The organism is Serinicoccus hydrothermalis, assembly GCF_001685415.1.
In the GTDB taxonomy this organism is placed as follows: Bacteria; Actinomycetota; Actinomycetes; order Actinomycetales; family Dermatophilaceae; genus Ornithinicoccus; species Ornithinicoccus hydrothermalis.
In genome coordinates this window covers 1,730,619-1,754,283 of sequence record NZ_CP014989.1, presented here as the reverse complement: position 1 = coordinate 1,754,283, position 23,665 = coordinate 1,730,619, and the positions used below count along the sequence as shown (strand labels likewise).

Annotated in this window: 27 protein-coding genes; 9 read left to right on the top strand and 18 right to left on the bottom strand. The window is 72.6% G+C overall.

The window, feature by feature from the left end:
• Positions 1 to 140: 140 nt before the first annotated feature.
• Positions 141 to 974, bottom strand: a complete 834-nt coding sequence (locus SGUI_RS08085) for a patatin-like phospholipase family protein (protein ID WP_066643037.1) — start codon at positions 972 to 974, stop codon at positions 141 to 143.
• A 267-nt stretch (positions 975 to 1,241) separates the two neighbouring features.
• On the opposite strand from SGUI_RS08085, the gene SGUI_RS08080 reads away from it, so the two are divergent.
• A complete protein-coding gene (locus SGUI_RS08080; RefSeq protein WP_066638556.1) occupies positions 1,242 to 1,451 on the top strand; it encodes a type II toxin-antitoxin system Y4mF family antitoxin in 210 nt (69 codons plus the stop codon).
• Complete coding sequence (locus SGUI_RS08075) at positions 1,448 to 2,668, top strand: type II toxin-antitoxin system HipA family toxin (RefSeq protein ID WP_066638555.1); 1,221 nt, start codon at positions 1,448 to 1,450, stop codon at positions 2,666 to 2,668. The genes SGUI_RS08080 and SGUI_RS08075 overlap by 4 nt, the downstream gene beginning before the upstream one ends.
• Before the next feature lie 12 nt (positions 2,669 to 2,680).
• Here the strand turns inward: SGUI_RS08075 and SGUI_RS08070 are convergent, their stop codons facing one another.
• The 6 genes from SGUI_RS08070 to SGUI_RS17990 all read right to left on the bottom strand — a co-directional run bounded on the left by SGUI_RS08070 (position 2,681) and on the right by SGUI_RS17990 (position 6,458).
• On the bottom strand, positions 2,681 to 3,355 hold the full coding sequence (locus SGUI_RS08070; protein WP_066643035.1) for a cation diffusion facilitator family transporter: 675 nt from the start codon (positions 3,353 to 3,355) through the stop codon (positions 2,681 to 2,683).
• On the bottom strand, positions 3,352 to 3,708 hold the full coding sequence (locus tag SGUI_RS08065; protein ID WP_157621774.1) for an ArsR/SmtB family transcription factor: 357 nt from the start codon (positions 3,706 to 3,708) through the stop codon (positions 3,352 to 3,354). Before SGUI_RS08065 ends, SGUI_RS08070 begins: the two co-directional genes overlap by 4 nt.
• A gap of 72 nt (positions 3,709 to 3,780) precedes the next feature.
• On the bottom strand, positions 3,781 to 4,542 hold the full coding sequence (locus SGUI_RS08060; RefSeq protein WP_066638552.1) for an isocitrate lyase/PEP mutase family protein: 762 nt from the start codon (positions 4,540 to 4,542) through the stop codon (positions 3,781 to 3,783).
• 31 nt (positions 4,543 to 4,573) lie between these two features.
• Positions 4,574 to 4,975 carry a DUF2255 family protein gene (locus SGUI_RS08055; RefSeq protein ID WP_066638550.1) on the bottom strand — a complete coding sequence of 134 codons (402 nt, stop codon included), beginning with the start codon at positions 4,973 to 4,975 and terminating at the stop codon, positions 4,574 to 4,576.
• Positions 4,972 to 5,547: an MFS transporter gene (locus SGUI_RS17995; RefSeq protein WP_237141479.1), complete on the bottom strand. Its 576-nt coding sequence runs from the start codon at positions 5,545 to 5,547 to the stop codon at positions 4,972 to 4,974. Before SGUI_RS17995 ends, SGUI_RS08055 begins: the two co-directional genes overlap by 4 nt.
• Positions 5,544 to 6,458 (bottom strand): MFS transporter, encoded by a 915-nt coding sequence (locus SGUI_RS17990; RefSeq protein WP_237141478.1) that lies wholly within the window; start codon positions 6,456 to 6,458, stop codon positions 5,544 to 5,546. The genes SGUI_RS17995 and SGUI_RS17990 overlap by 4 nt, the downstream gene beginning before the upstream one ends.
• Before the next feature lie 99 nt (positions 6,459 to 6,557).
• On the opposite strand from SGUI_RS17990, the gene SGUI_RS08045 reads away from it, so the two are divergent.
• Entirely contained in the window at positions 6,558 to 7,424 is an 867-nt protein-coding gene (locus SGUI_RS08045) for a helix-turn-helix transcriptional regulator (protein WP_066638546.1), read from the top strand.
• 26 nt (positions 7,425 to 7,450) lie between these two features.
• Positions 7,451 to 8,029, top strand: coding sequence for a sugar O-acetyltransferase (locus SGUI_RS08040; RefSeq protein ID WP_066638544.1), 579 nt, complete (start codon positions 7,451 to 7,453; stop codon positions 8,027 to 8,029).
• Here the strand turns inward: SGUI_RS08040 and SGUI_RS08035 are convergent.
• The 3 genes from SGUI_RS08035 to SGUI_RS17390 form a co-directional block, all read right to left on the bottom strand.
• On the bottom strand, positions 8,016 to 9,053 hold the full coding sequence (locus SGUI_RS08035) for an ArsO family NAD(P)H-dependent flavin-containing monooxygenase (RefSeq protein ID WP_066638542.1): 1,038 nt from the start codon (positions 9,051 to 9,053) through the stop codon (positions 8,016 to 8,018). The genes SGUI_RS08040 and SGUI_RS08035 overlap by 14 nt on opposite strands.
• A gap of 9 nt (positions 9,054 to 9,062) precedes the next feature.
• A complete protein-coding gene (locus SGUI_RS08030) occupies positions 9,063 to 9,899 on the bottom strand; it encodes a phosphatase PAP2 family protein (protein WP_191090966.1) in 837 nt (278 codons plus the stop codon).
• Between the two features lie 136 nt (positions 9,900 to 10,035).
• Positions 10,036 to 10,188 carry a hypothetical protein gene (locus SGUI_RS17390; RefSeq protein ID WP_157621773.1) on the bottom strand — a complete coding sequence of 51 codons (153 nt, stop codon included), beginning with the start codon at positions 10,186 to 10,188 and terminating at the stop codon, positions 10,036 to 10,038.
• Between the two features lie 238 nt (positions 10,189 to 10,426).
• On the opposite strand from SGUI_RS17390, the gene SGUI_RS08025 reads away from it, so the two are divergent.
• Positions 10,427 to 11,968, top strand: coding sequence for a GMC family oxidoreductase (locus SGUI_RS08025; RefSeq protein WP_066638538.1), 1,542 nt, complete (start codon positions 10,427 to 10,429; stop codon positions 11,966 to 11,968).
• 3 nt (positions 11,969 to 11,971) lie between these two features.
• Here SGUI_RS08025 and SGUI_RS08020 read toward each other — a convergent pair whose 3' ends face one another.
• The 6 genes from SGUI_RS08020 to SGUI_RS07995 all read right to left on the bottom strand — a co-directional run bounded on the left by SGUI_RS08020 (position 11,972) and on the right by SGUI_RS07995 (position 15,753).
• Entirely contained in the window at positions 11,972 to 12,679 is a 708-nt protein-coding gene (locus SGUI_RS08020) for a sulfotransferase-like domain-containing protein (RefSeq protein ID WP_066638536.1), read from the bottom strand.
• Positions 12,676 to 13,614 carry an aminotransferase class IV gene (locus SGUI_RS08015; protein ID WP_066638534.1) on the bottom strand — a complete coding sequence of 313 codons (939 nt, stop codon included), beginning with the start codon at positions 13,612 to 13,614 and terminating at the stop codon, positions 12,676 to 12,678. Before SGUI_RS08015 ends, SGUI_RS08020 begins: the two co-directional genes overlap by 4 nt.
• A gap of 10 nt (positions 13,615 to 13,624) precedes the next feature.
• The gene (locus SGUI_RS08010; protein ID WP_066638532.1) at positions 13,625 to 14,059 is read right to left on the bottom strand and encodes a TA system VapC family ribonuclease toxin; all 435 of its coding nucleotides are present in this window, start codon (positions 14,057 to 14,059) and stop codon (positions 13,625 to 13,627) included.
• Complete coding sequence (locus tag SGUI_RS08005; RefSeq protein WP_066638531.1) at positions 14,056 to 14,283, bottom strand: ribbon-helix-helix protein, CopG family; 228 nt, start codon at positions 14,281 to 14,283, stop codon at positions 14,056 to 14,058. The genes SGUI_RS08010 and SGUI_RS08005 overlap by 4 nt, the downstream gene beginning before the upstream one ends.
• 15 nt (positions 14,284 to 14,298) lie before the next feature.
• Positions 14,299 to 14,688 (bottom strand): hypothetical protein, encoded by a 390-nt coding sequence (locus tag SGUI_RS08000; protein ID WP_066638530.1) that lies wholly within the window; start codon positions 14,686 to 14,688, stop codon positions 14,299 to 14,301.
• Between the two features lie 114 nt (positions 14,689 to 14,802).
• Positions 14,803 to 15,753 (bottom strand): cation diffusion facilitator family transporter, encoded by a 951-nt coding sequence (locus SGUI_RS07995; protein WP_202816614.1) that lies wholly within the window; start codon positions 15,751 to 15,753, stop codon positions 14,803 to 14,805.
• Between the two features lie 208 nt (positions 15,754 to 15,961).
• On the opposite strand from SGUI_RS07995, the gene dnaK reads away from it, so the two are divergent.
• The 4 genes from dnaK (at position 15,962) to SGUI_RS07975 (ending at position 20,196) form a co-directional block, all read left to right on the top strand.
• Positions 15,962 to 17,878 carry a molecular chaperone DnaK gene (dnaK, locus tag SGUI_RS07990; RefSeq protein ID WP_066638528.1) on the top strand — a complete coding sequence of 639 codons (1,917 nt, stop codon included), beginning with the start codon at positions 15,962 to 15,964 and terminating at the stop codon, positions 17,876 to 17,878.
• A complete protein-coding gene (locus SGUI_RS07985; protein ID WP_066638525.1) occupies positions 17,875 to 18,555 on the top strand; it encodes a nucleotide exchange factor GrpE in 681 nt (226 codons plus the stop codon). The genes dnaK and SGUI_RS07985 overlap by 4 nt, the downstream gene beginning before the upstream one ends.
• A 124-nt stretch (positions 18,556 to 18,679) precedes the next feature.
• Positions 18,680 to 19,756 (top strand): DnaJ C-terminal domain-containing protein, encoded by a 1,077-nt coding sequence (locus SGUI_RS07980; protein ID WP_066638524.1) that lies wholly within the window; start codon positions 18,680 to 18,682, stop codon positions 19,754 to 19,756.
• A gap of 5 nt (positions 19,757 to 19,761) precedes the next feature.
• Positions 19,762 to 20,196 carry a heat shock protein transcriptional repressor HspR gene (locus SGUI_RS07975; protein WP_066638522.1) on the top strand — a complete coding sequence of 145 codons (435 nt, stop codon included), beginning with the start codon at positions 19,762 to 19,764 and terminating at the stop codon, positions 20,194 to 20,196.
• A 230-nt stretch (positions 20,197 to 20,426) separates the two neighbouring features.
• Here SGUI_RS07975 and SGUI_RS07970 read toward each other — a convergent pair whose 3' ends face one another.
• Together SGUI_RS07970 and SGUI_RS07965 are read right to left on the bottom strand one after the other, a co-directional pair.
• A complete protein-coding gene (locus SGUI_RS07970) occupies positions 20,427 to 21,389 on the bottom strand; it encodes an endonuclease domain-containing protein (protein WP_066638520.1) in 963 nt (320 codons plus the stop codon).
• A 177-nt stretch (positions 21,390 to 21,566) separates the two neighbouring features.
• A complete protein-coding gene (locus SGUI_RS07965; RefSeq protein ID WP_157621772.1) occupies positions 21,567 to 23,627 on the bottom strand; it encodes a hypothetical protein in 2,061 nt (686 codons plus the stop codon).
• Between the last annotated feature and the right edge of the window lie 38 nt (positions 23,628 to 23,665).

Here is a 23,665-nt window from a genome sequence, read left to right as displayed (position 1 = left end):
GACCGACCGCGCACTTTGTGTCGACTGGCCGCGCACTTTGCTTCGGAGGATCAAATCGTGCGGCCGGTGTGCGCAAACCGTGCGGTCGGTGCGCCGCAAACCGTGCGGCCGGTCGACGCAAACCGTGCGGCCGGTCGGGGTCAGGCGAGGCCGAGGAAGTCGCGGATCGCGGGGAGCTCGCGGCGGGCCTGCGCGAGGCCGGCGTCGTAGCTGGCGCGCAGCTTGGTGATGTCGCGCTCGCCGTTGCCGACGGGCATCCGTTCCGGCACGAAGGGGTATGCCGCCCCGCTCGCCTCGAGCTCCCACAGCTCCTCCCGCACCGCGTTGTAGCGGTCGGCCCGCAGCGCCATCGCGTCCGGCACGGCGGGGAAGCGCCGGAAGTGCCGCCGCAGGAAGCCCTGCCCCCGCTGGCGCCCCTTGACGTAGCCGCGCTCCTGCGTCAGCACGACGAGGAACTTCTCTAAGCCGTCGGCCCGCGCCGCGTCCAGCGGTATGCCCCCGGACGGCCCGAGCGCGCCGTCGACGTAGACCCGCCCGTCGATCGTCACCGGCGGCATGACGACCGGCATCGTCGACGACGCCCGGACCCGGACCATGAGGTCGCGCATCGTCGCGAGATCGTCCCTGCCCCAGTAGACCTGCTCCCCGCTGAGCGCGTCGAAGGCGCCGATCCGCACCTTCGCCGGGTGCGCGAGGAAGGTCTCGAAGTCGAAGGGCAGCGCCTGGTCCGGCAGCGAGGTCTGCTCGTAGATGTACTCTGCGTCGAACCACCCACGGCCCCGGGCGAAGCTGCGCCAGTCCCCGAAGCGCGGATCCGCGGCGAAGTCGGTGAAGCTCTGACGCGCGCGCCACGCGTCGCGCGACAGGGTGTTGCAGGTGTTGCTCGCGCCGGCCGAGATCCCGCCCACCCAGCCGAGGTCGATGCCCGCCTCGAGCAGGGTCACGACCAACCCCGAGGTGTATGACGCCCGCATCCCGCCGCCCTCGAAGACCAGGGCCGTGTCGCTCACCAGGGATCGAGGCTGCTGCTCCACGCACGTCACCTTAAGGTGCTGACGCGCCCGTCGTCCGACCCAGGGACCGACGCAGACCGGCACGATCATGCCGGTCGAGGCGTCGATGGTCGGTTCACGCCCCTGAGACGGTCTCATCGGCATTCTTTTGCCGATCAGGGTGGTGAGTCGTCAAGAATCGTGCCATGCTGGCCCAACCGGCAGGATCGTGCCGGTCGGAGGTGGGACATGGATGCGGCCGTGATGGTGGAACGACGCCGTGCGCTGGGGCTTCGCCAGGCCGACGTGGCCGACCTCGCCGGGGTCTCGGAGCGCTTCGTCCGCGAGCTCGAGTCGGGCAAGCCGTCGGTGCGGCTGGACCTGCTGCAGCGGGTGCTCGACGTGCTCGGTCTCGAGCTCCTCGTGCAGGTCCGATCCGCGGGTGCGTCCCGCCCGTGAGGCAGGCGATCGACCCCCGCGACGTCCGGCGGGCACAGGTGCTCAAGGCGGGCCGCCCGGCGGCGACCCTGGAGCGTGCCGACGGCACGGTGACCTTCCGCTACGACCAGGCATACCTGGAGGAGGGCGGACCCCCGGTCGCGACCACGCTGCCGCTGACGGACGAGCCTGTGGTCCGAGCGGGCGGCGCCGTGCCGCCGTTCTTCGCCAACCTGCTGCCCGAGGGTCGCAGGCTCACGGCACTGCGACGGTCGGTCAAGACGAGTGCCGACGACGACATGTCGTTGCTGCTGGCCGTCGGCGCGGACCCGGTGGGCGACGTGCGGGTGCTGCCCGAGGGGTGGGCGCCCGACGTCGGCGAACCTGTGGTCGCCACGACGTCCTCCACGGCGAGCTTCGCCGAGCTCGACTTCTCCGACCTCCTGGAGCAGGCCGGGGTGGGGGACCCCAGCGCGCTGGCGGGGGTGCAGGACAAGGTGTCGGGGCGGATGCTCAGCCTTCCCCTGGTCCACGACGGCCGCGGCTACCTGCTCAAGTTCGAGGTTCCCGAGTTCCCGCACGTCGTCGCGAACGAGGCCTACTTCCTCGGTCTGGCCCGACGGCTGCGTCACCCGGTGGCGAGCGCGCGGGTGGTGCACGACCGCCACGAGCGACCGGCGCTGCTCGTCGAGCGGTTCGACCGCGAGGTGACGCCGACCGGGGAGATGCGGCGGCTGGCGGTCGAGGACGGCGCCCAGCTCCTGGGGCTCTACCCCGCCGACAAGTACGCCACGACCAGCGAGACGCTCGCGCGCGGCGTCGCCGCGGTCACCGCTGCCCGCCCCGTCGCGCTCCGGGCCGTCTTCACCCAGCTCGCCTACGCCTGGGCGACCGGCAACGGCGACCTGCACGCCAAGAACCTCTCCGTCCTCCAGCGCTCCGGTGAGTGGCGGGTGTCGCCGATGTATGACGTGCCCAGCACCGTGCCCTACGGCGACCCCACGGCGGCACTGCCCCTCGCAGGACGCCGCGAGAACCTGACCCGCAAGGCCTTCCTCGAGTTCGCGGAGACCGTCAGGCTGCCCGAGCGGGCGGCCACCCGGAGTCTGGACGACGTGCTCCTCGTCACGGAGCAGGTCGTCGACGAGGTGGAGGCAGGCGCGATCGGCCTCGACCCGAGGCGCCGTGGCGACCTGGTGCGGACGCTGCGCCGACGTCGCCGCGACCTCGGCGCCTGAGCGGCGCGCTGCTCAGCAGCTGCAGGTGCCGCCGGAGCAGCCGCACCCGCCACCCGACGAGGCGCAGCAGCCCTTGCCCTGCCAGGCGAGGATCCCCTCGCGCAGGGCGATGCCGGCGATGACCAGCCCGGCCAGCGGGTCGGCCCAGGACCAGCCGAGCGTCGCGTTGAGCAGCAGCCCGACGAGCAGCACGGCGGACAGGTAGGTGCACAGCAGGGTCTGGGTGCCGTCGGCGACCACGGCGTTGGAGCCGAGCGCCCGGCCGGTCCGGCGCTGCGCCCAGGAGAGGACCGGCATGATGACGAGGGAGGCGACCGCGATGCCGATCCCCACCAGCGAGGTCTCCGCCTCGCGCCCCGAGACCAGCGCCCGCACCGACTCCACCGAGACGAGGGTGGCCAGGGCGAAGAAGGCGATGGCCATCATCCGCAGGGCCTGCCGCTCGCGCTCCTCGGGGAGCCGGTGGCTGAACTGCCACAGCACGATGAGCCCGCTGCTCACCTCGACCACGGAGTCCAGCCCGAAGCCGACGAGGGCGACGGATCCCGCGACCAGCCCCGCGGCGACCGCCACGACCGCCTCGACGACGTTGTAGACCACCGAGGCCAGGGCGAGCAGTCTGGCCCGCCGCTGCAGCGTGCGCCGTCGCGCGGCGGCGCCGGGGGTGAGCAGCTCCAGCGAGGTCACGGGGTGGCTCCCGGCCCGCTCGACGGGCACAGCACCACGGCCTCGCCGGTCACCGCGAGGACGTCCTCGGTCGCGGCGAAGAGGGCATTCACCAGGGTGGGGTCGGTGACGCTGAACCGCGAGGAGCGGCCGACGGTGCGGGAGGTCACGAGGCCGCAGCCGCGCAGGCAGGCGAGGTGCCCGGACACGGTCGACTGTGCGAGGCCCAGGTGGTCGGTGAGCTCGCGGACGTTGTGCTCCCCCAGGAGCAGGTGGCGCAGGATCGAGACCCGCGACGGGTCGCTCAGTCCGTGGAACAGCGCCGCGGCGGCGACCGAGGCGTCGGTGGGCGCGAGGGAGGCGGTGGTCATCATCCTTCTTTTATCGGTATGCGCCGATGATAGCGGGGTTGGACGATGACCGTCGCCCGAGGTCGCGGGAGGCGCTCAGCGCCAGCCGCGCACCAGCTCGGTGAGCCTCTCGCCGAGGCTCGCCTGGAGCAGCGGCCCGAAGGTGACGCGGTGGACGCCGGCCGCACGCAGCTCGTCCATCGACCCCGAGGGTGCGCCGTCGACCGGGTGGGCCGTGATGTTGACCGGGCCGTGCAGCTCGGCGAGGAGCGTCTCCAGCGAGCGGGCGTCGGGCACCCGGACTGGGTAGACGCAGCGGGCGCCGGCCTCCTCGCACGCGCGCAGCCGGGTGACCGCCTCGGCGAGCGGGTCGGCATACTCCACCACCGCGCCCATGAAGGCGTCGGTGCGCGCGTTGATGACGAGCTCGACACCGGCCTCGTCCGCCGCCGTCCGCAGCGCCGCGATGTAGTCGGCGTGCTCGGCGACCTCGCGCAGCCGGCCCTCGCTGTGCACCGTGTCCTCGACGTTGATCCCGACCGCGCCGGCGTCGAGCACCCGCCCCACCAGCTCGACCGCGGGGGTGTCGTAGCCGGACTCCACGTCAGCCGTGACCGGGATGTCGACCGCGGCGGCGATGCGCCGGACGCTGTCCAGGGCGTCGTCGAGCGTCATCCCCTCGTTGTCCTGCTGCCCGCGCGAGTCGGCGACCGGGTGGCTGCCGATGCTCAGCGCCGGGAAGCCGGCGTCGGCGACCGCCCGGGCGGACCAGGCATCCCACACGGTGGGCAGCACGAGGGTCTCGCCGGTGTGGTGCAGCCGGAGGAGTTCGGTGGCCTTGCTCGCGATGTCGCTCATCCTGCGAGCATGTCAGAGGACAGCCGCGCGCTCAGCCCCGATCGGCCGGCAGCAGCCGGAGCGTGACCTGGGCGGCAGACGGGCCGACCACGCTGCCGACGATGCGCGGGCCGTAGCGGTCGTACTTCGCGTGGTAGGCCGCGTCGATCGCCGGATGGGCCGCGTTGCCGGCCGCCAGGTGCTCGAAGGTCACCTCGCGCTCGCCGCCACCGGCACGCACGACGCCCTCGCCGTGGCGCAGCGCCCGCCGCCACCACGCGCCCGCCGGGCCGCGCGCCGAGCGGACGTAGAGGTCGTCGCCCGCGCGCACCACCCACATGATCGTGAACGTCGACAGTGACCCGTCGTCGCGCCGTGTCGCCAGCTCCAGCTCCTCGGCACCGCCGATCCGGTCGAGGTCCTGCGGGCTCCAGCCCTGGTCCGTGGTGCTCATCTCGTGATCCTCCTGTGTTGCGGGGTATGCGTGGTGGCCAGCGCCGCGCGGTGCGCCGGGAGCAGCCCGGCCAGCACGACGAGCAGACTCAGGCTCAGCAGGGCGGTCGCACCGCGCAGCGCGAGGCCGAACTCGGCCACCGGCTCGGCGACCGAGGCGGTGAGCGCCACCAGGACGGCCAGGCCCAGCGCCATACCGAGCTGGTGGAAGGTGTTGACCAGGCCGGAGGCGGCGCCGGCCTCCTGCGCCGGCGCGTCGACGATGCCGAAGGAGGTCAGCGGCGCGAAGGCCAGCCCCTGGCCGGCGCCCACGAGCACCATCGGTGCGGCGACGGGGAGCAGGTAGCCCGCACCCGGCTCGGCCAGCGACAGCCAGCCCGTGCCCGCGAGGGTGACCGCGACGCCTAGCGTCAGAAGCACCCCCGGGTCGAGGCGTCGCAGCAGCCGCGGCACCGCGCTCGCGACGGCGAAGTTGACCACGGTCATCGGAAGGAACCCGAGCCCGGCCTGCAGCGGGGTGAACCCGAGCACGCCCTGCAGGAACTGGGTCGTGAAGTAGAAGAAGCCGATCATCGCGCCGAGTAGAGCATGCGCGCGAGGTATGCCGACGTGCGGCGTCGGTCGGCGAAGAGCCGCAGCGGCAGGATCGGCTCGGGGGCGCGCCGCTCGTGCGCGACGAGCAGCATGACGAGCGCAGCGCCGACCGCGAGCGAGCCGAGGACCAGCGGGTCGTCCCAACCGCGCCCGGCGGACTCGATGACGCCCAGTACCACCGCGCCGGTGCCTGCTGTGGCGAGCAGGGCCCCGGGCAGGTCGAAGGCGCCCCGGCGCACGGGCGTCTCCGGCAGGAAGCGGGGCGCGAGCGCGATCATCGCCGCGCCGATCGGCAGGTTGATGAAGAAGCCGGCCCGCCAGGAGACCCAGCTCGCGGCCGCCCCGCCCACGAGCATCCCGAGGCTCGCGCCGATGCCGGCGGTCGCGGCATACGCGGCGACGGCCCTCGACCTCGCCTCGCCCTCGGGAAAGCTCGCCATGAGCAGTGACAGCGACGAGGGCGCCACGATCGCGGCGCCGACGCCCTGCAGCGCCCGGGCCGCGATGAGCCAGGTGCCGGTCGGCGCCAGCCCGATGAGGCTCGAGGCGAGCACGAAGATCGCGAGCCCGGCGACGAAGACGCGGCGGCGTCCGAGCAGGTCGCCGAGCCGCGCGCCGAGCAGCAGGAGCCCGCCGAAGACCAGGGTGTAGGCGTCCTGCACCCAGGACAGTCCGGCCCCGCTCAGTCCGAGGCCCGCCTCGATCGCCGGCAGGCCGGTGAAGACGACCGCGTTGTCGAGCAGGATGAGGAAGTAGCTCACGAGGATGATCGCGAGGATCGCCCGGCTCTGCGAGGGTGTCGGGTCGGGAGAGGTGCGGACGGAAGGGGTGTCCGGTCGGGGAGAGGGGCGGACGGAAGAGGTGTCCGGTCGGGGGAGGGGTGTGGCCATGCCTCCACCCTCCCGCCGGGTGCGGGCGCGTGGCAGACCCGGACGAGAGGGGTACCGCCAGGACCTGGCACGCCCGGCGCACCGGCATACCGTGGAGGGGTGAGCACCAAGGACGACATCCGCGACTTCCTCGCCACCCGCCGGGCAAGGATCACGCCCGAGCAGGCAGGGCTGCCCGTCTACGGCGCGCACCGTCGCGTCACCGGGCTGCGGCGCGAGGAGGTCGCGCTGCTGGCCGGGATCAGCGTGGAGTACTACACGCGGCTCGAGCGCGGCAACGTCGGCGCGGTGAGCGACGGCGTGCTCGAGGGGCTGGTCCACGCGTTGCAGCTCGACGACGCCGAGCGCGACCACCTCTACCGCCTGGTGCAGACGGCGACGACGCGCCGCCCCTCGCGCCGGCGGCCCACGCCGACCCGCGTCCGCCCGACGATCCAGCGGATGCTCGACCTCATGCCGGTGCCGGCCTACCTGCGCAACGGGCGTTTCGACGTGCTCGCGAGCAACGAGCTGGGGCGTGCGCTCTACGCGCCGGTCTACGAGTGGACCGGCGAGGGTATGCCCAACACCGCCCGCTTCGTCTTCCTGTCGCCGGCCGCGCCCGACTTCTTCGTCGACTTCGAGAAGATCCAGCACGACGCGGTGGCCTTCCTGCGTGCCGAGGCCGGGAAGGACGCCCACGACAAGGTGCTGCAGGACCTCATCGGGGAGCTGTCCACGCGCAGCGAGCCGTTCCGGCAGCTCTGGGCGCGGCACGACGTGCGCTACCACCGCACCGGGACCAAGCGCTTCCGGCACCCCCTCGTCGGCGAGATCAGCCTGGACTTCGAGGCGATGGAGCTGCCCGGCGACGGCGGCCAGCGGATCAACGTCTACACCGCGGCGCCGGACAGCCCGGCGGCGGAGCAGCTCGCCCTGCTCGCCAGCTGGACGATGCGCCCCGCCGCAGTTCCGACCGGGGACTGAGGTCGGCGACCGGTAGCGTCGCGGGCATGAAGGACTACTTCGCCGGGGACGACCGCACCAACCGGGAGCGCATGCTCGCCGGCGACCTCTACATCGCCGACGACCCGGACAACGCCCGGCTGGCGCAGCTGGCGACGCGGCTGCAGGCGGAGTATGCCCGGCGCACCGTCGAGGACCCCGACACCGCCCGCCCCGTGCTCGAGGAGCTGCTGGGCGAGCTGGGGGAGGACGCCTATCTCAAGCCGCCGATCTACGTCGACTACGGCACCCACGTCCGGGTGGGGCCGCGCACCTTCGCCAACTTCGGGCTGGTGCTGCTCGACGTCGCGCCGATCACCATCGGCGCCGACTGCCAGATCGGGCCCAACGTCCAGCTGCTCACCCCGACGCACCCGATCGACCCGGAGCCGCGCCGGGACAAGCTGGAGGCCGCCGAGCCGATCACGCTCGGCGACAACGTCTGGCTCGGCGGGGGCGTCATCGTCTGCCCGGGCGTCACGATCGGCGACAACACCGTCGTCGGGGCCGGTGCCGTGGTCACCAAGGACCTGCCCGCCGACGTGGTGGCGGTCGGCAACCCTGCGCGCGTCGTCAAGCAGCTCTGATCCGCTCCGCGGCGAGCCGGGCCCACTGGCCGACGCCGATGAGGGTCGCCGACGCGGCGCCGCACCAGTCGCCGTAGCCGAGGAGAAAGAGGCCCGGCACGTCGGGCACCACTGGGGTGCCGTCGGTGACCGGGCGTCCCTCGCGCCGCGGCACCTCGATGCCGGACAGCCAGGACAACTCGGGCCGGAAGCCGGTGCACCAGATCACCGCGTCGACCGGCCGCTCGACCCCGTCCGCACCCACGGCCCCGTCGCGGGTGAGCCCGCGCACCATGGGGCCGGGCACGAGCGAGCCACGGTCCCGGGCCTCGCGCACCGGGGGCACGGCGACGATGTCGCCCAGGCTGCCGACGCCCTCGCCCTCCCCGCGCAGCCGGGCGCTCGCGACCCGGAAGAGCTCGCGCCCGTCGACGTGGTCCGGCAGGTAGCGCGGCTCCCCGAGGGTCGCCCACGTCACCTCCGCGACGGGCAGGAGGTCGGTCGCGATCTGGGCGCCGGAGTTGGCCCCGCCGACGACGAGGACGCGCTTCCCCGCGAACGCGCGCGGACCGGCATACCCCCCGCTGTGCAGCTGCAGACCCCGGAAGTCGGCGAGTCCCGGGACCGCCGGGACGAAGGGTCGCGACCACGTGCCGGTCGCCCCGACGACCGCGCGGGCCCGCCAGCTCCCGGAGTCGGTGCTCACCTCGAAGCCCTCGCCGCGGCGCCGCACGTCGAGCACGCGCACGGGGCGCCGGACGGGCACGTCGTAGCGTTCCTCGTAGCGGGTGAGGTAGTCGATGACGTGACCCGCGTCCGGGTTCTCCTCGCCCTCGGTCGGGGGCATGCGCCAGCCCGGTAGTGAGGAGTATGCGGCGGGGGAGAAGAGCCGCAGCGAGGGCCAGGTGTGCCGCCACGCGCCGCCGGGGTCCGGTGCCGCGTCGAGCAGGACGTGCTCCACACCCTGCCGACGCAGGTAGTAGGAGGCGGCGAGCGCGGCCTGACCACCACCGACGACGAGGGCGTCGGTGTCGGTGCGGCTCACCGGGTCAGGCTAGGGGACGAGCTCGGGCTCGCGGTCGTGCTCGCGGTGACCGTGCCCGGCCGGTATGCGCGGCGGGACGGGGGCGGGCGCCGCAGCGGGGCTGGCGGCACCGACCGGGGTCGGCGCCGGGCGCGGGGCCACGGGAGCGGCCTCGCGGGTCCGCTCGAGACGCTGCCACGCGGCGCGTGCCCGGCGACGGGCCAGCCACTGGTCGACGTCGATGATGACCCGCAGCACGACGGCGCCGGTGAGCATCCCGCCGATGAGGTCCGAGGGCCAGTGGTAGCCGAGGTAGTAGGCGACGGCGACGGCGTTGATGGTGATGAGCGTCATCGCCCAGCCGAGCCGGCGCCGCAGCCGCGAGTCCGGGCGCGAGTAGACGACGAGGAGGTAGGCCGCCGCGCCGTAGATGAGGATGGCCTCGGCGGCGTGACCGGAGGGGTAGGTCATGCCGTACCACCCGTGCTCCTCGGCGCCGCCGTTGAAGAAGCGTCCGGAGACGTCGTCGGCCTTCGGGGACGTGCGCGCCAGGACCAGCTTGAGACCGCCGACCACGCCGTAGAACCCGGCCTCGGTCGCGCCCGCGATGAGGACGGGCCGCCAGGTGCGGTGCTTCCAGGCCAGGGTGAAGGCCACGAGCAGCAGAACCGGCAGGCAGACGGCCTGACCCGCCACGGCGTTGGGCACCTGGTCGAGGAAGTCGGTCCAGCGCGGGGTCAGCTCGTCGGACCAGAAGCCGTGCAGGGAACGGTCGAACTCGCGCAGCGGAGCCGCCGCGAGGTACGTCACCAGGACCAGCGCGCCGATGAGCACCGGCAGGCTGGTGAGACGACGAAAAGAGACCATAACCTTTCCCACGGTAGAGACCATCCCTGAGAATTCCCTGACGCGCACCCCCGAGCGTCACCTGCCAGTATACGCAACATCGCTGGTCACCGCAGGGTGGGACGACCGTCGGTCACGACGGGCCAGGGCCGACCGGTCACGGCAGGGAGGGCGGCCAGCGGTGGGCGCGCCAGGAGGCCCAGCTCGTGAATCCCTGTGGCGGCTCGTCGATGGGCTCGGTGCCGTCCAGCTCGCCAGGTGTCGGGACCTGGAACGCGTCTGCCCACCCGCGCAGCTCCTCCTCGGACATGGGCCAGGTGGTCTGCGGTGCGTCGACCTGACGGGCGTCCAGCCGGCGGCGTTGCTCGGCCGGCTCGAGCTCCAGGTAGCACAGCGCGACGTCGGCACCCAGTCTTGCCGGTGCCCGGAAGCCCGACCATGAGGTGGAGCGTCGGTCTGGTCACCGGCATACCGTCTCAGAGGCGTGTCGCCGGCGCGCCCGTCCGGATCGGGGACCTCGGCGTTGAGCCCGGGCTAGTTTGGTGCCCGTGAGCGCAGAGGAGGCCTTCGACGTCGTCGTCGTGGGAGCAGGGTCGGCGGGCGCCGTCGTCGCGCACCGGCTGACCTCGGACGGCTCGCGCCGGGTGCTGCTGCTGGAGGCGGGTGGCCGTGACCGCTCGCCTGACATCCACATCCCGGCCGCCTTCTCGCGGCTCTTCGAGTCCTCGGCGGACTGGAACTACCGCACCACGCCCCAGCCCGGGCTCGCGGGCCGCTCGATCTACTGGCCGCGCGGCAAGGTGCTGGGCGGGTCCTCATCACTCAACGCGATGATGTGGGTGCCGGGTTTCGCGGCCGACTACGACCGCTGGGCTCAGCTGGCCGGTCCGACCTGGGGGCCGGACGAGGTCGCGCCCCTGCTGGAGTCCACCCTCGTGTCGGTCGAGGACCAGCGCGACCCCAGCCCTCTCACCGACCGGCTGCTGCGGGCCGCCGCCGAGGCCGGGTACGCGGTCGAGGAGGCCAACCCGCACGCACCGGACGGCTTCGCCCGGACCCGGGTGACGCAGCGGCGCGGCGCGCGCTCGAGCACGGCGCGGGCATACCTCAAGCCGGCAGCGGGCCGCCAGAACCTCGAGGTCCGCACCGGAGCCCACGTGACCCGGGTGCTCCTCGAGGGACGGGTCGCGACCGGTGTGGAGTATGCCGTCGGCGGGGTCACGCGCACGGCCACCGCCCGCCAGGCGGTCGTGCTCTGCGGCGGCGCGGTCAACACGCCGCAGCTGCTCATGCTCTCGGGCATCGGTGCCAGGGATGAGCTGCAGGAGCACGGCATACCGGTCGTCGTCGACGCCCCCGAGGTGGGCAAGAACCTGCGCGACCACCTGGTCAGCGGGCTCATCCCGCGCACCTCGGCGGACACGTTGGCCTCGGCCACCTCGGTGGCCAACCTGGCGCGCTACCTGCTGCGGCGCCGCGGGATGCTCACGTCCAACGTCGCCGAGGCCTACGGCTTCGTGCGCTCGCGGCCCGAGCTGGCCGAGCCGGACCTGGAGCTGATCTGGGCCCCGGTGGCGTATGCCGACGAGGGGCTGCACGGCATCCCCGAGCATGGGCTGACGCTCGGCCCGATCCTGCTCCAGCCGGAGAGCCGCGGCACGATCGCCCTCGCCTCGGTCGACCCCTTCGCGCACCCGGTCATCGACCCCCGCTACCTCAGCGACCCCGAGGGCGCGGACCGCGCGACCATGCTGGCGGGCCTCGCGATCGCGCAGCGGATCCTCGACTCGCCCGCACTTCGTGCCGTGACCGACGGGACCTTCGTCCGCCCCGTCGAGGGCGAGAAGATCTCGCCGACCGAGCGCGCCGTCGTGGCGCTCGAGCAGCACGCGCACACGCTCTACCACCCCACCTCGACCGCCCGCATGGGCTCCGACCCCGACTCCGTGGTCGACCCGGAGCTGCGGGTGCGCGGCGTCGAGCGGCTCCTCGTCGCCGACGCCTCGGTCATGCCCGAGATCATCCGCGGGCACACGCACGCCCCGAGCGTCGTCATCGGCGAGCGGGCGGCCAAGCTGCTGCAGGCCTAGGACTCAGAGGCGCAGGGCCCGCTCGCGCAACTCCTCGTAGGCCGGCCGGCACGCCTCGGCGACCGCCGCGTCGTGCTCGCTCAGCTCCACCTCGCGCGGCCGGTAGGGCGCGAACCCCGTCGAGGCGACGACGGCGGCATACCAGTGCGGCGCCCAGACGCCGTCGGAGTCGCGCGGGCCCGCCGGCCAGGTGAGCATCCGGTCGGTGAAGTCGATGCCGAGCCACTCGCACAGCCAGCGCAGGTATGCCTCGGGTGCCCGCAGGAAGTCCGCCGCGTCGATGACCGGTGGCGACCCGAGCAGGTCCGAGAGCGTGCGCTGCTGCAGCAGGCCGATGTCCTCCGGGACGCAGGACTCGCGGGAGCGGACGTAGGAGGAGACCACCTCGGCGGGGTCGCGGATGAGCAGCACGTTGCGCACCTGCCCCGCCCAGGTGAGGTCGTCGCCGTCGAGGTAGTGGTGGGTCATCTGCTTGGAGTAGGACACCACCGCCTCCGTGGGCGCCAGGAGCCGGCGCGCGACCTCGGCGGGGTCCGTCGGCTGGGAGGCGATGACGTCCTCGCGACCGGGGTGGTGGATGCCGGTGCGCTGCAGGTATGCCGCGTAGAACGGCTCGTCGAAGACCTCGCTGTCCGGGCGGTTCTCCCAGGAGCGCATCATCGCGGTCGAGATGTTGCGAGGCCCGGACCACATGGCGATGCGGACAGTCACGAGGCGCTCCGGCGGGCGGCGTCGGCGGCGACGTGCTCGGCATACCAGCCCTGGAGCCGCTCCACGACCGGGCCGCGCGCGCCGGTGCCGATGGTGCGGCCGTCGACCGAGCGCACCGGGACCACGCCGGCGAAGGTGCCGGTGACGAAGGCCTCCTGCGCGCTGTAGACGTCGGTGAGGCTGAAGGTCCGCTCCTGCGCGGGCAGGCCGCGGTCGCGGCAGACCTGCAGCACGTTGGCTCGGGTGATGCCGGCCAGGCAGAAGCGGCCGTCGCTGGTCCAGACCTCTGGCTCCTCCGGCGTGCCCTTGACGACGAAGAAGTGGGTGCTGTTGCAGGTCGCCACGAAGCCGTGCGGGTCGAGCATGAGCGCCTCGTCGGCGCCGGCGGTGTATGCCTGGATGCAGGCGGTGATGTCGTTGAGCTTGCTGTGCGCGTTGAGCTTGGGATCCAGGGTGTCGGGCGTCGCGCGGCGCACGTGCGTGGTGAAGAGGGTGATCCCGTCGCGCACCGTGGCCGGCAGCGGCTCCTTGTGCTCGGGGATGATGACCACCGTCGCCGGGCCGACGGTGACGCGGGGGTCCTGGTAGGGCGTCGACTTCACCCCGCGGGAGACCATGAGCCGGATGTGGACGCCGTCGCGCATCTCGTTGGCGCGCAGGGTGTCCTCGACCGCGGCCCGCAGCTCTTCCCGGGTCATCCCGATGTCGAGCATGATCGCCGCGGCGCCCTCGAGCAGCCGGTCGAGGTGCTGCTCCCAGAAGACGGGCTGGCCGTCGTGGACCCTGATCCCCTCCCAGATCCCGTCGCCGAGGACGAAGCCGGAGTCGAAGACCGAGACCACCGCCTCGGCCCGCGGCTTGAGGTCGCCGTTGACCCAGATGAGGATGTCCTCGTTGCGGGGGTCGTCGCCGTGGTCGTGGGTTCCGTGGGCCATGCCGGAGAGACTAGCCAGTGCTCGCGAGGGGGTTGAGCCACCGGACCTCGGGGAAGCGGGCGAAGTCGGAGTCCGCCGAGACGACGGCGACGCCCAGCTCCAGAGCCAGTGCAGCGAGCTGGGCATCGGGCACGAGGTTGCCGGTGATGTGATGGGTACCGGCGAGGTGGGCATAGGCCTCGACCGTGCGCTCGGTGGCAGGAGGGACCCACACCGGAGGAGCGGCGAGCCAGCGGTCCACATACTCCTGCGCTGCGGCGGCCGACAAGGGACGCTCGGCGATCCGGGGGTGGGTGGAGATCCGCAGGAAGGCGCCGATGCTCTGCCACGGCAGCCCGATCCGTTCGTGGCCGCGGAGTGCATCGGTGAGCCAACGGGAGGCGGGCCGCCAGTAGGAGCTGTCCTCGTCGACGGCGTAGAGCAGGATGTTGGCGTCGAGGATCACGGTGCCTCGTCGAGCAGGTCGAGGACCTCGCCAATGTTGCGGACGTCGACCTTGAGCCCGAGTCGGGTGGACCGGTGCTCGTAGCCGGAGGACGGCTCCTCCGGGGCCGCCATGCCCCGGCGCGCCAGGGAGTTGACCGCCTCGCTCGGGCCGATCCCCTTCTCCCGCCGGAGCCGGTCGACCTCCGCTGCGACATCATCACTCAGGGTGATCGTCGTCCTCATGCACCCAACCTAGCATCATGATGCTAGGTCACAGGGTCGCTGATCGTGAGCAGCCGTCGCGGCCTCGGCTGCGGCGTCGTAGCGCTCGTACCACGCAGCGACGAGCCCGGCCTGCTGTGGCCAGGGCGGGCCGGCTGCTGGTTCGAGCAGCCAGAACCATGCGGTGAGGGCGAGGTCGTCGACCCGGGGCCGGCGCGCCCGGTCGACGTAGTCGGTGAGGGTGGGGTCGGCCCACTGGTGGATCCGGTCCGTGCCGCGTGCCACTGCCGCAGGCAGCTCGAGTGCGCCGACGTGGTTGGCCACGCCGACCTCTGACGCCGCGCGCGGCAAGGAGGCCCGGCGGAGCGCGTCATGCACGGTCGCGAGCACGCCGAAGCCGTGCGCGAGCAACGCGGGCGTCTTCATCGGCGAGTCCCAGCGTGCCGACCGGCGCGCACTTCCGCGTCCCGCATCGTGAAACCCCAGGTCACCCGCGCAAGACGCAGGGAAGTGCACGCCGGGAGGTGCGTCTGCCCCAGCTCAGCCGGTGATCGCCTCGGTGCCGGGGGCCGACAGGCTGAGGATGGCGCGGGCCACCTGCGGGTTCGACTCCAGCCGGTCCTCGATGTCCTGCACGTGGACCTGCAGCACAGACTCGGTCTCGTCCGCCACGAGGTCCACGGCGGCGAGGAGGAGCACCTTGGAGGGACCGACGTACTCCAGGTGGAGGAAGGTGACGCGCTCGATGGAGTCCTCGGCGAGCAGCGAGTCGAGCGCCAACTTGCGCACCCGGGGGCTCACGGCCTGACCGACGAGGAACTGCATGTTGCGGGAGATGAGCAGCAGCGCGACCGCACCGAGCAGCACCCCCACGAGGATCGATCCGATGGCGTCGTAGATCGCCTCTCCGGTGATCTCGTGGGCGACCAGCCCACCGGCGGCGAGCAGGATGCCGATGAGCGCGGCGAGGTCCTCGAAGAAGACCGCCCGCAGGGTCGTCTCGGAGGTGTCCATGACGAAGCGCAGCGGGCGCATCTGGGCGCGCGCGGCGCCCTCGCGGGACTGGCGGACCGCCTGCAGGAAGGACACCCCCTCCAGGACGAAGGCGATGGCGAGCACGATGTAGGCGATGAGGTAGTCGCTGCCGGGGTCGTCGGAGCGCAGCTCGGCGATCCCGTGCGTGATCGACAGGATCGACCCCGCGGTGAACAGGCCGAAGGCCGCGATCATCGACCAGACGTAGGCCGCGCGGCCGTAGCCGAAGGGATGGGTCCGGTCCGGGTCCTTGTCTGCGCGCCGCTCGGCGATGAGCAGGAAGATCTCGTTGCCCGCGTCGGCCCAGCTGTGCGAGGCCTCCGCGACCATCGAGGCCGACCCGGTGAGGAAGGCGGCCACGCTCTTGGCGACGGCGATGATCGTGTTGGCGCCGAGCGCGATGAGCACGGTCAGCAGGCTGCCGCCCTGCTCGGCAGGTTGCTGGGAGTCGGTCACGTGGGTCACGGTAGACCCGGTTGCGCGAGGACGGGGCCGAAGCAGGGGGCCGGGCGGGAACAACGGGGGCCGGTATGTAGTTGAGCCTGATGAACTCAACTTCACTGAGCCTCGGGTTGACAAGACCTCGGCCACGGAGCAGAGTTGAGTGCAGACGTGTCAACCCCCGCGCACGAGGTGCGCAACGACATACCAAGGAGAGCAGTTCATGGGACGTGCAGTCGGAATCGACCTCGGCACCACCAACTCGGCCGTCGCCGTGCTGACCGGTGGCGAGCCCGAGATCATCGCCAACGCCGAGGGTGGGCGCACCACCCCGTCCGTCGTCAGCTTCGCCAAGAACGGCGAGGTCCTCGTCGGTGAGGTCGCCAAGCGGCAGGCCGTCACCAACGTCGACCGGACCGTCCGCTCCGTCAAGCGCCACATGGGCACCGACTGGAGCACGAAGATCGACGACAAGGAGTACAGCCCGCAGGAGATCAGCGCCCGCACGCTGCAGAAGCTGAAGCGGGACGCCGAGGCCTACCTGGGCGAGGACGTCACCGACGCGGTGATCACCGTGCCGGCCTACTTCGACGACGCCGAGCGCCAGGCCACCAAGGAGGCCGGCGAGATCGCGGGCCTCAACGTGCTCCGCATCATCAACGAGCCCACCGCCGCGGCGCTCGCCTACGGCCTCGACAAGGGCAAGGAGGACGAACTCATCCTCGTCTTCGACCTCGGTGGCGGCACCTTCGACGTGTCCCTGCTCGAGGTGGGCAAGGACGCCGACGACGGCTTCGCGACCATCCAGGTCAAGGCCACCCACGGTGACAACAAGCTCGGTGGTGACGACTGGGACCAGCGCATCATCGACCACCTGGTCACCACGGTGAAGAACCAGTCCGGCGTCGACCTGTCCAAGGACAAGATCGCGCTGCAGCGACTCAAGGACGCCGCGGAGCAGGCCAAGAAGGAGCTGTCCTCCGGGACGAGCACCTCGGTCAACCTGCAGTACCTCTCGATGGGCGAGAACGGCCCGATCCACCTGGACGAGACGCTGACCCGCGCCCAGCTGGAGCAGATGAACAACGACCTCACCGACCGGCTCAAGCAGCCCTTCGAGCAGGTCATCAAGGACGCCGGGATCAAGGTCGACCAGATCGACCACGTCGTCCTCGTGGGTGGCTCCACCCGTATGCCCGCGGTCGCCGAGCTGGTCAAGAAGATGACCGGCAAGGAGCCCAACAAGGGCGTCAACCCGGACGAGGTCGTCGCCGTCGGCGCCGCCCTGCAGGCCGGTGTCCTCAAGGGCGACCGCAAGGACGTGCTGCTCATCGACGTCACCCCGCTGAGCCTGGGCATCGAGACCCAGGGCGGGATCATGACGCGCCTCATCGAGCGCAACACCGCGATCCCGACCAAGCGGTCCGAGGTCTTCACCACGGCGAGCGACAACCAGCCGTCGGTGGGCATCCAGGTCTACCAGGGTGAGCGCGAGATCGCCGCGCACAACAAGCTGCTCGGCAACTTCGAGCTCACCGGCATCGCCCCGGCCCCCCGTGGCGTGCCGCAGATCGAGGTCACCTTCGACATCGACGCCAACGGCATCGTGCACGTGTCCGCCAAGGACCGTGGCACCGGCAAGGAGCAGTCGATGACGATCTCCGGCGGCTCGGCGCTGCCGAAGGACGAGATCGACCGGATGATCAAGGATGCGGAGGCGCACGCCGAGGAGGACAAGGCCCGCCGTGAGGAGACCGAGACCCGCAACACCGCGGAGCAGCTGGTCTACTCGACGGAGAAGTTCCTCTCCGACTCCGGCGACCAGGTGCCCGCGGACACCCGTGGCCCGGTCAACACCGCGCTGACCGACCTCAAGGACGCCCTCAAGGCCGACAGCGGTGCCAGCCTGGACGACATCAAGGCCAAGATGGAGACCCTCTCCACCGAGAGCCAGAAGATGGGTTCGGCGATGTATGCCGCGCAGTCCGAGGCGGGCGACGCCGGGGCCGGTGCGGGCGCGGGTGCCGGGGCCGGCTTCCCGGGCGGTGAGCCCGGTGGCGCCGACGCCGGGGCCCAGCAGGGCACCGACGAGGACGTCGTCGACGCCGAGGTCGTCGACGACGACGAGGACACCAAGTGACCGACCAGCCGCACGGCACCCACCCCGAGGGCGCTCCCGACGAGGAGCGCCCCGGGGAGGGCCCGGTCATCCGGGACAAGCGCCGCATCGACCCCGAGACGGGCCGGCTGCGGCAGACCACCGACAACGAGGGCGCAGAGGCTGTGAGCGATCAGACCACCCCCGCCGGGGGCGACCCGGCAGCCGGCGAGGCCGCCGAGGCGACCGAGCCGCAGACCGAGACCGACACCCACCCGGACACCCTGCTGGCCGCCGAGCGGCTGGAGGAGATGCGCCGGATGCAGGCGGAGTTCGTCAACTTCCGCAACCGCACCCAGCGCGAGCGCGAGACCGACCGCGGCCGGGCGACCGGTGCCGTGGTCGAGGCCCTGCTGCCCGTGCTGGACGACGTGCACTCCGCGCGGGAGCACGGCGACCTCACCGAGGGCAGCCCGTTCGCGGCGATCGCCGACAAGCTGGAGCAGGCCCTGGGCCGCTTCGGCGTCGAGCGGGTCGGCGCGGTCGGCGACGTCTTCGACCCCAACGTCCACGAGGCGCTCATGCACCTGCCGGCCGAGCAGGTCGAGCTGCCCGAGGGCACCACGGAGATGACCGTCGTGCAGGTCATGCAGCCCGGCTTCAAGGTCGGCGAGCAGGTCGTGCGCGCCGCGCGCGTCGCCGTCGCGGACCCGAGCTGAGGGACGTACCCATGCGGCATACCCCGACCGACCGCACGGTTTGCGCACACCGGCCGCGCGGCCGGTCGACGCAGACCGTGCGGTCGGTCGCCAGAATGAGCAGCCAAGGAGGAGGTGAGCACCGATGGTGAACCAGGACTGGTTCGAGAAGGACTTCTACGCGATCCTCGGCGTCAGCAAGGACGTGGACGCCAAGGAGCTGAAGAAGACCTACCGCAAGCTGGCGCGGCAGTACCACCCGGACAACAACCCGGGTGACGCCGCGTCCGAGCAGAAGTTCAAGGACATCGGTGAGGCCTACGCGGTGCTCTCCGACGCCGAGCAGCGCAAGCAGTACGACGCCGTGCGTGCCATGGGCGGCGGCGCCCGCTTCACCGCGGGCTCCGGCGGGCCGGGCGCGGGCGGCGGCGGCTTCGAGGACGTCTTCGCCCAGATGTTCGGCGGCGGCGGCGCGCAGAACGTGCGCTTCGGCACCGGCGGTCAGGGCGGCATGGGCGGTGTCGACCTGGAGGACCTGCTCGGCGCCTTCGGCGGCGGTGGAGGCTTCTCGCAGGGCGGCCAGGGCTTCCCGGGTGGATTCCAGCCCGGGGGCCAGGGCTTCCCGGGCGGGGGCGGCTTCGCCGGTCGCGGTTACGGCGGCGGTATGCCGAAGGGCCAGGACGTCGAGGCGTCCACCACGCTCGACTTCCGGTCGGCGGCGGCGGGCGACACCGTCACGCTGTCCAAGCCGGACGGCGGCCGGATCACCACGCGCATACCTGCCGGGGTGAAGGACGGCCAGCGGATCCGGCTCAAGGGGAAGGGCATGCCCGCGCCGATGCAGGGTGGCGAGGCCGGTGACATGTACCTCAAGGTCGCCGTCACCCCCCACCCGGTCTTCGGCCGGGACGGCGACAACCTCACCGTCGACCTGCCCGTGACCTTCGCCGAGGCCGCTCTCGGCGCGACCGTGCAGGTGCCGACGCTCGACGGTGGCACCGTCAAGGTCAAGGTCTCCCCGGGCACCCCGTCGGGGCGCGTCCTGCGCGTCCGGGGCCGGGGCATCGCGACCAAGAAGGGCACCGGCGACCTGCTCGCCAAGGTGCAGGTCGTCGTGCCGACCGAGCTGTCCGACTCCGCCAAGGAGGCGGTCGAGGCGCTGCGCGCCGAGGCCGAGGGCAGCGATCCCCGCGCCGACCTCATCGCGCGGGCCAGGGCCTGATCGACATGGTCGACCGCGACACCCCGGTCTACGTCATCTCGGTCGCGGCCGAGCTGGCGGGTATGCACGCGCAGACGCTGCGGCAGTACGACCGGCTCGGCCTCGTCACCCCGTCCCGCACGCGGGGTGGGGGACGGCGCTACTCCTCGCGGGACGTCGACCGGCTGCGCGAGGTGCAGCGGCTCTCCGGCGAGGGCGTCAGCCTGGCCGGCATCCAGCGCATCATGGAGCTGGAGGTCCAGGTCGAGGCGCTGCGGGACCGTGCCGCCCAGCTGCTCGCCGAGAACGAGCGGCTCCGCGACCACGCGGCCCAGGCCGGCCGGGTCTTCGCCGCCGACCTCGAGGGCGAGGTGGTCGCCGTGCGCGCCGGCCAGCGCCCCCGCGGCCGCAGCACCACGGCCCTCGCGCTCTGGCGGCCCCAGGGCTGGCCGCGCGACTGAGCCCGGCGCCCTCGCCCCGGGCAGGGATACTCGCCCCAGGTTGAAGTCCCGCCGAGCAGGCGCCGACCACGCATACCCGCCGAGTGCGGTCACCTTCCTGCAACCTCCATCACCCTCTAGCGCCATGAAGGTTGCAAGAAGGTGACCGCACTCTCGCTCGTGGTGGGGGTGGACCGCACTCCCGGCGGTGGCGGGGGTATGCCTCCGCCGGCGGTGGCGGGGGTATGCCGTCAGGCGGCGGTCGCGAGCGCGGCCTCGACCAGCGCCCGCACCCGGCCGGGATGCCGCAGGTCGGACCAGACGAGCCGGACGACGACATACCCGGCGCGGCGCAGCCCCAGCTCGCGACGCTTCTCGGCGGCGAGGTCCTCGGCGGTGGCGTACTTCCCCATCCCGTCGATCTCGATGACCACCCTGGTCCCGTCCAGCAGGAAGTCCACGCGCCCCAGGAAGGCGCCGAAGGCGTCACGGATCTCCACCTGCGGGACCGGTCGGTAGCCCAGGTCGACGAGCAGCAGACGACCGAGACTCTCCGCCGGCGACTCGGTCCGGCCGTCGACCAGCTCCGCCACCTGCGTCATCACGGCGTGCGCGGGATGGTGGTCACGGCCGACCAGTGCGTCGCGGAGGTCCTGCGCCTGCACCAGCCCCCGGTGCACGCCGGCATCGGCGGCCGCCACTGCGGCGTCGCGTCCATGGAGCTCGGCCACGCCCATGACGACCAGGCGCGGCTCGAGCACCTGGACCCCGCGGATCGTCGTCCAGGTGGCGTCCGCGTAGCCGGTGTGGATGGTGTATGCCTTCCGCCGGCGGTGCTGGCCGGCCGTCCTGCGGCACCCGTGGACCCGGTCGCCTACGGGCTGGACGAGCGGCAGGTCGTGGAGCAGCGCGCCGCTGGAGTGGCTCACGAGCACACCCGGCGGCCAGGTGCGGGCCAGCGCGACCGAGCGCAGCACGTGCCGTCCCTCCGGGTCTGCCGAGGCATACGCCGCACCGTCGATGAAGGCCCCACGGCCTGCCCGGACCAGCAGCTTCCTCGACACCAGGACCCGGGTCGTCTCAGGGGTCAGCCCGAGCTCGAAGAGCTCCCGGCCCAGGACGGTGCCGTGCCCGCGTTCGAGCAGACGGAGCACGAGGTCCTGCTGGCCGGCCTGCAACGGCCACGGCTCGGGCTGGTGGGGTTCGTTCGGCATACCTGCACTGTGTCCGAGTCGGGGACCGGCCCGCAGATCTTGTCCACAGGCCCTCCCCCTCGCCGGAGTGTGGTCACCCTCCTGCAACCTTCATCGCGCTACAGGGTGATGGAGGTTGCAGGAAGGTGACCGCACTCCGGCGAGGGCGAGCGGCTCGCCCCCCGGGTCAGGCCGGGCTCACAGCTCCCACTGCACGTCGTCGCCGGTCTGGTTGGTGTACTGCACGGTCGCCTCCTGCGTGGGCGCGTCCACCTCGACCTCGATCGACACCAGCCCCGAGGTGCACTGCCCCTCCTCCAGCTCGGTCGCGGCGAGATAGGTCCCGCCCGGCCGCATACCGCGCCGGGTCGCCGCGTCGGTCCCCCCGATGTCGAAGTGGGACTCGCCGACCACGTTGCGGTCCTGGGCGTCGGACCCGCGCTGCACCGTCTCGCCCCCGCCGCAGAACTCCACCTCCGCGAGGACCGTCTGGTGCGGGTATGCCTCGGCGGTCTCCCAGCGCGCGTCCGACACGGTGACGGTGGACCCGTTGCCCAGCGTGACCTGCTCGCCCAGCGGCACCGTCGCGACGGTCGGCTCCTGCTGCGGGCCGCGCGAGTCCGGCCAGAAGAACATGCTGGCGAAGAAGAGCAGCACCACCGTGAAGAGCGCCACGCTGATCCGCCGGTTGCGGATCCGCCGCGTGACGAGCAGGTCGGCCTCCGGGTGGGGCGGGAGGGCGCGACGCTGCTCCGGCGAGGTCGCGCCGTCCACGATCTCCCGCAGCGGACCGGGGCGACGCAGGGCGTTCCACGGGATCCCGACGACGCGCCCGTCCTCGTCGATGAGCGAGCTGTAGGTCTCGCCCTGGTCGAACCTCCCGACGAGCCGGGTGAGGTCGAGGGTCGACGGCGCGACCGGCTCGGTCTGCTTCGGGAGCGGCTCGCCACGCCGGCGGGGGAAGTCGGGGAACACGGCGTTGACCCAGGTCAGCGGCTTGGTGGTGGACACCACCCGGGTCGGGGTGGCGGAGATCTCGAGGTGGGTGTCCCCGCGCCGCTCGTCCAGGATCGGCACCCGGGTGCGGGTGGTCACCGCGTCGCCGCCCGGGTCCGGGACCGGGGCCGGGACCAGCAGCGGGTATGCCGGGTCCTCCTCCGTGCCGGCCTGCCCGACGAGCAGGTTGTCGGCGAGCCGTTCCACCGCCTCGCGCACGGCCTCGGCGGTGAGCGCGTCCACCTCGGCCGCACGGACGGCGTCGTCGGTGCGCTCGCCGGTGAGCAGCCGGGTCAGGGCCAGGTTGGCGACGGCCGGTGGGCGCTGGGCCTGGGACCGGATGCTGTCCAGCCGCGCGGCCAGCGCTTCCTCCGACAGCGCGGGGTAGGCCGCGAGCGCCTCGCCGACCGCAGACCGGGCGCGCCGGTGGTCGTAGGTGGCGGGGGTGGTCAGCGCGCGCACCGTCAGCAGCCGGCTGTCGCCGACCGGGTAGGCGGTGACCGCGAGATCCTTGGCCGCGCCGGTCATCGTGATCACGCTCCGGTGCAGGGTGCCGGCGAGCAGGTCGATCGCTGTCATCCCGGCGGCACCGAGACCGGCGCGGGCGGTGAGCAGGTTGTTCTCGAAGGTCGCGCCGACCGCGTGGCCGCCCACGTCCCGCCACCGCAGGGGCACCGTGAGGTCGGAGCCGCCTCCGGCGGGCAGCGGCCGGATGAGCTCGGGGTCGGAGACGAAGCCGACGACCGGGGCCCGGGCTGGCCCGGCGGCGGCGATCTCCTGCCGCAGCGCCGCAGGGTCACCGGTCCAGGCCGGGTTGATCTGGGCGGACAGGCTCGCCGGCCCGACGCCGAACCATGCCCCGAGCTCCTTGTTCCACCCGGCCCAGGGGTGCTCGTCCCCGGCGGGCAGCTCCCTCGGGATCTCCAGCAGCCCGGGATCGTGCAGGATCTCGACCAACCGCTGGAGGGCGCTCGTGACCGCGGCGCGGGTTCCGAGGGCCGAGAGGGTCGTCTCCAGCAGGCCGACCGAGGAGCGCGCCTCGACCTGCACCGTGCCGCTCGCGGTCTCCAGGGGACGGGACAGCTCGCGGCGCAGCAGGAAGGCCACCGTGTCGGCGGCCCCGAGCGTGGCGATGCTCTGATGGGCATACCCGCGCCCGATGACCAGCCCGGCCATGACCGGCGGCTCCCCACCGCTCTCCGGCGCCGCGAACGGCTCGCCCTCGACCCAGTCGACGTCCCCCACCCGATGCCACGTCTGCATGGCCCTCGAACCTATACCCAGACCCGCGCCGACCGGTT

Coding starts and splice junctions, on each gene's coding strand:
- SGUI_RS08085 (WP_066643037.1), bottom strand. CDS start 974: ATGCGGGCGTCATACACCTCGGGGTTGGTCGTGACCCTGCTCGAGGCG.
- SGUI_RS08080 (WP_066638556.1), top strand. CDS start 1,242: ATGGATGCGGCCGTGATGGTGGAACGACGCCGTGCGCTGGGGCTTCGC.
- SGUI_RS08065 (WP_157621774.1), bottom strand. CDS start 3,708: ATGATGACCACCGCCTCCCTCGCGCCCACCGACGCCTCGGTCGCCGCC.
- SGUI_RS08060 (WP_066638552.1), bottom strand. CDS start 4,542: ATGAGCGACATCGCGAGCAAGGCCACCGAACTCCTCCGGCTGCACCAC.
- SGUI_RS08055 (WP_066638550.1), bottom strand. CDS start 4,975: ATGAGCACCACGGACCAGGGCTGGAGCCCGCAGGACCTCGACCGGATC.
- SGUI_RS17995 (WP_237141479.1), bottom strand. CDS start 5,547: ATGATCGGCTTCTTCTACTTCACGACCCAGTTCCTGCAGGGCGTGCTC.
- SGUI_RS17990 (WP_237141478.1), bottom strand. CDS start 6,458: ATGGCCACACCCCTCCCCCGACCGGACACCTCTTCCGTCCGCCCCTCT.
- SGUI_RS08040 (WP_066638544.1), top strand. CDS start 7,451: ATGAAGGACTACTTCGCCGGGGACGACCGCACCAACCGGGAGCGCATG.
- SGUI_RS08030 (WP_191090966.1), bottom strand. CDS start 9,899: ATGGTCTCTTTTCGTCGTCTCACCAGCCTGCCGGTGCTCATCGGCGCG.
- SGUI_RS17390 (WP_157621773.1), bottom strand. CDS start 10,188: ATGTCCGAGGAGGAGCTGCGCGGGTGGGCAGACGCGTTCCAGGTCCCG.
- SGUI_RS08015 (WP_066638534.1), bottom strand. CDS start 13,614: ATGGCCCACGGAACCCACGACCACGGCGACGACCCCCGCAACGAGGAC.
- SGUI_RS08005 (WP_066638531.1), bottom strand. CDS start 14,283: ATGAGGACGACGATCACCCTGAGTGATGATGTCGCAGCGGAGGTCGAC.
- SGUI_RS08000 (WP_066638530.1), bottom strand. CDS start 14,688: ATGAAGACGCCCGCGTTGCTCGCGCACGGCTTCGGCGTGCTCGCGACC.
- dnaK (WP_066638528.1), top strand. CDS start 15,962: ATGGGACGTGCAGTCGGAATCGACCTCGGCACCACCAACTCGGCCGTC.
- SGUI_RS07980 (WP_066638524.1), top strand. CDS start 18,680: ATGGTGAACCAGGACTGGTTCGAGAAGGACTTCTACGCGATCCTCGGC.
- SGUI_RS07975 (WP_066638522.1), top strand. CDS start 19,762: ATGGTCGACCGCGACACCCCGGTCTACGTCATCTCGGTCGCGGCCGAG.
- SGUI_RS07970 (WP_066638520.1), bottom strand. CDS start 21,389: ATGCCGAACGAACCCCACCAGCCCGAGCCGTGGCCGTTGCAGGCCGGC.
- SGUI_RS07965 (WP_157621772.1), bottom strand. CDS start 23,627: ATGCAGACGTGGCATCGGGTGGGGGACGTCGACTGGGTCGAGGGCGAG.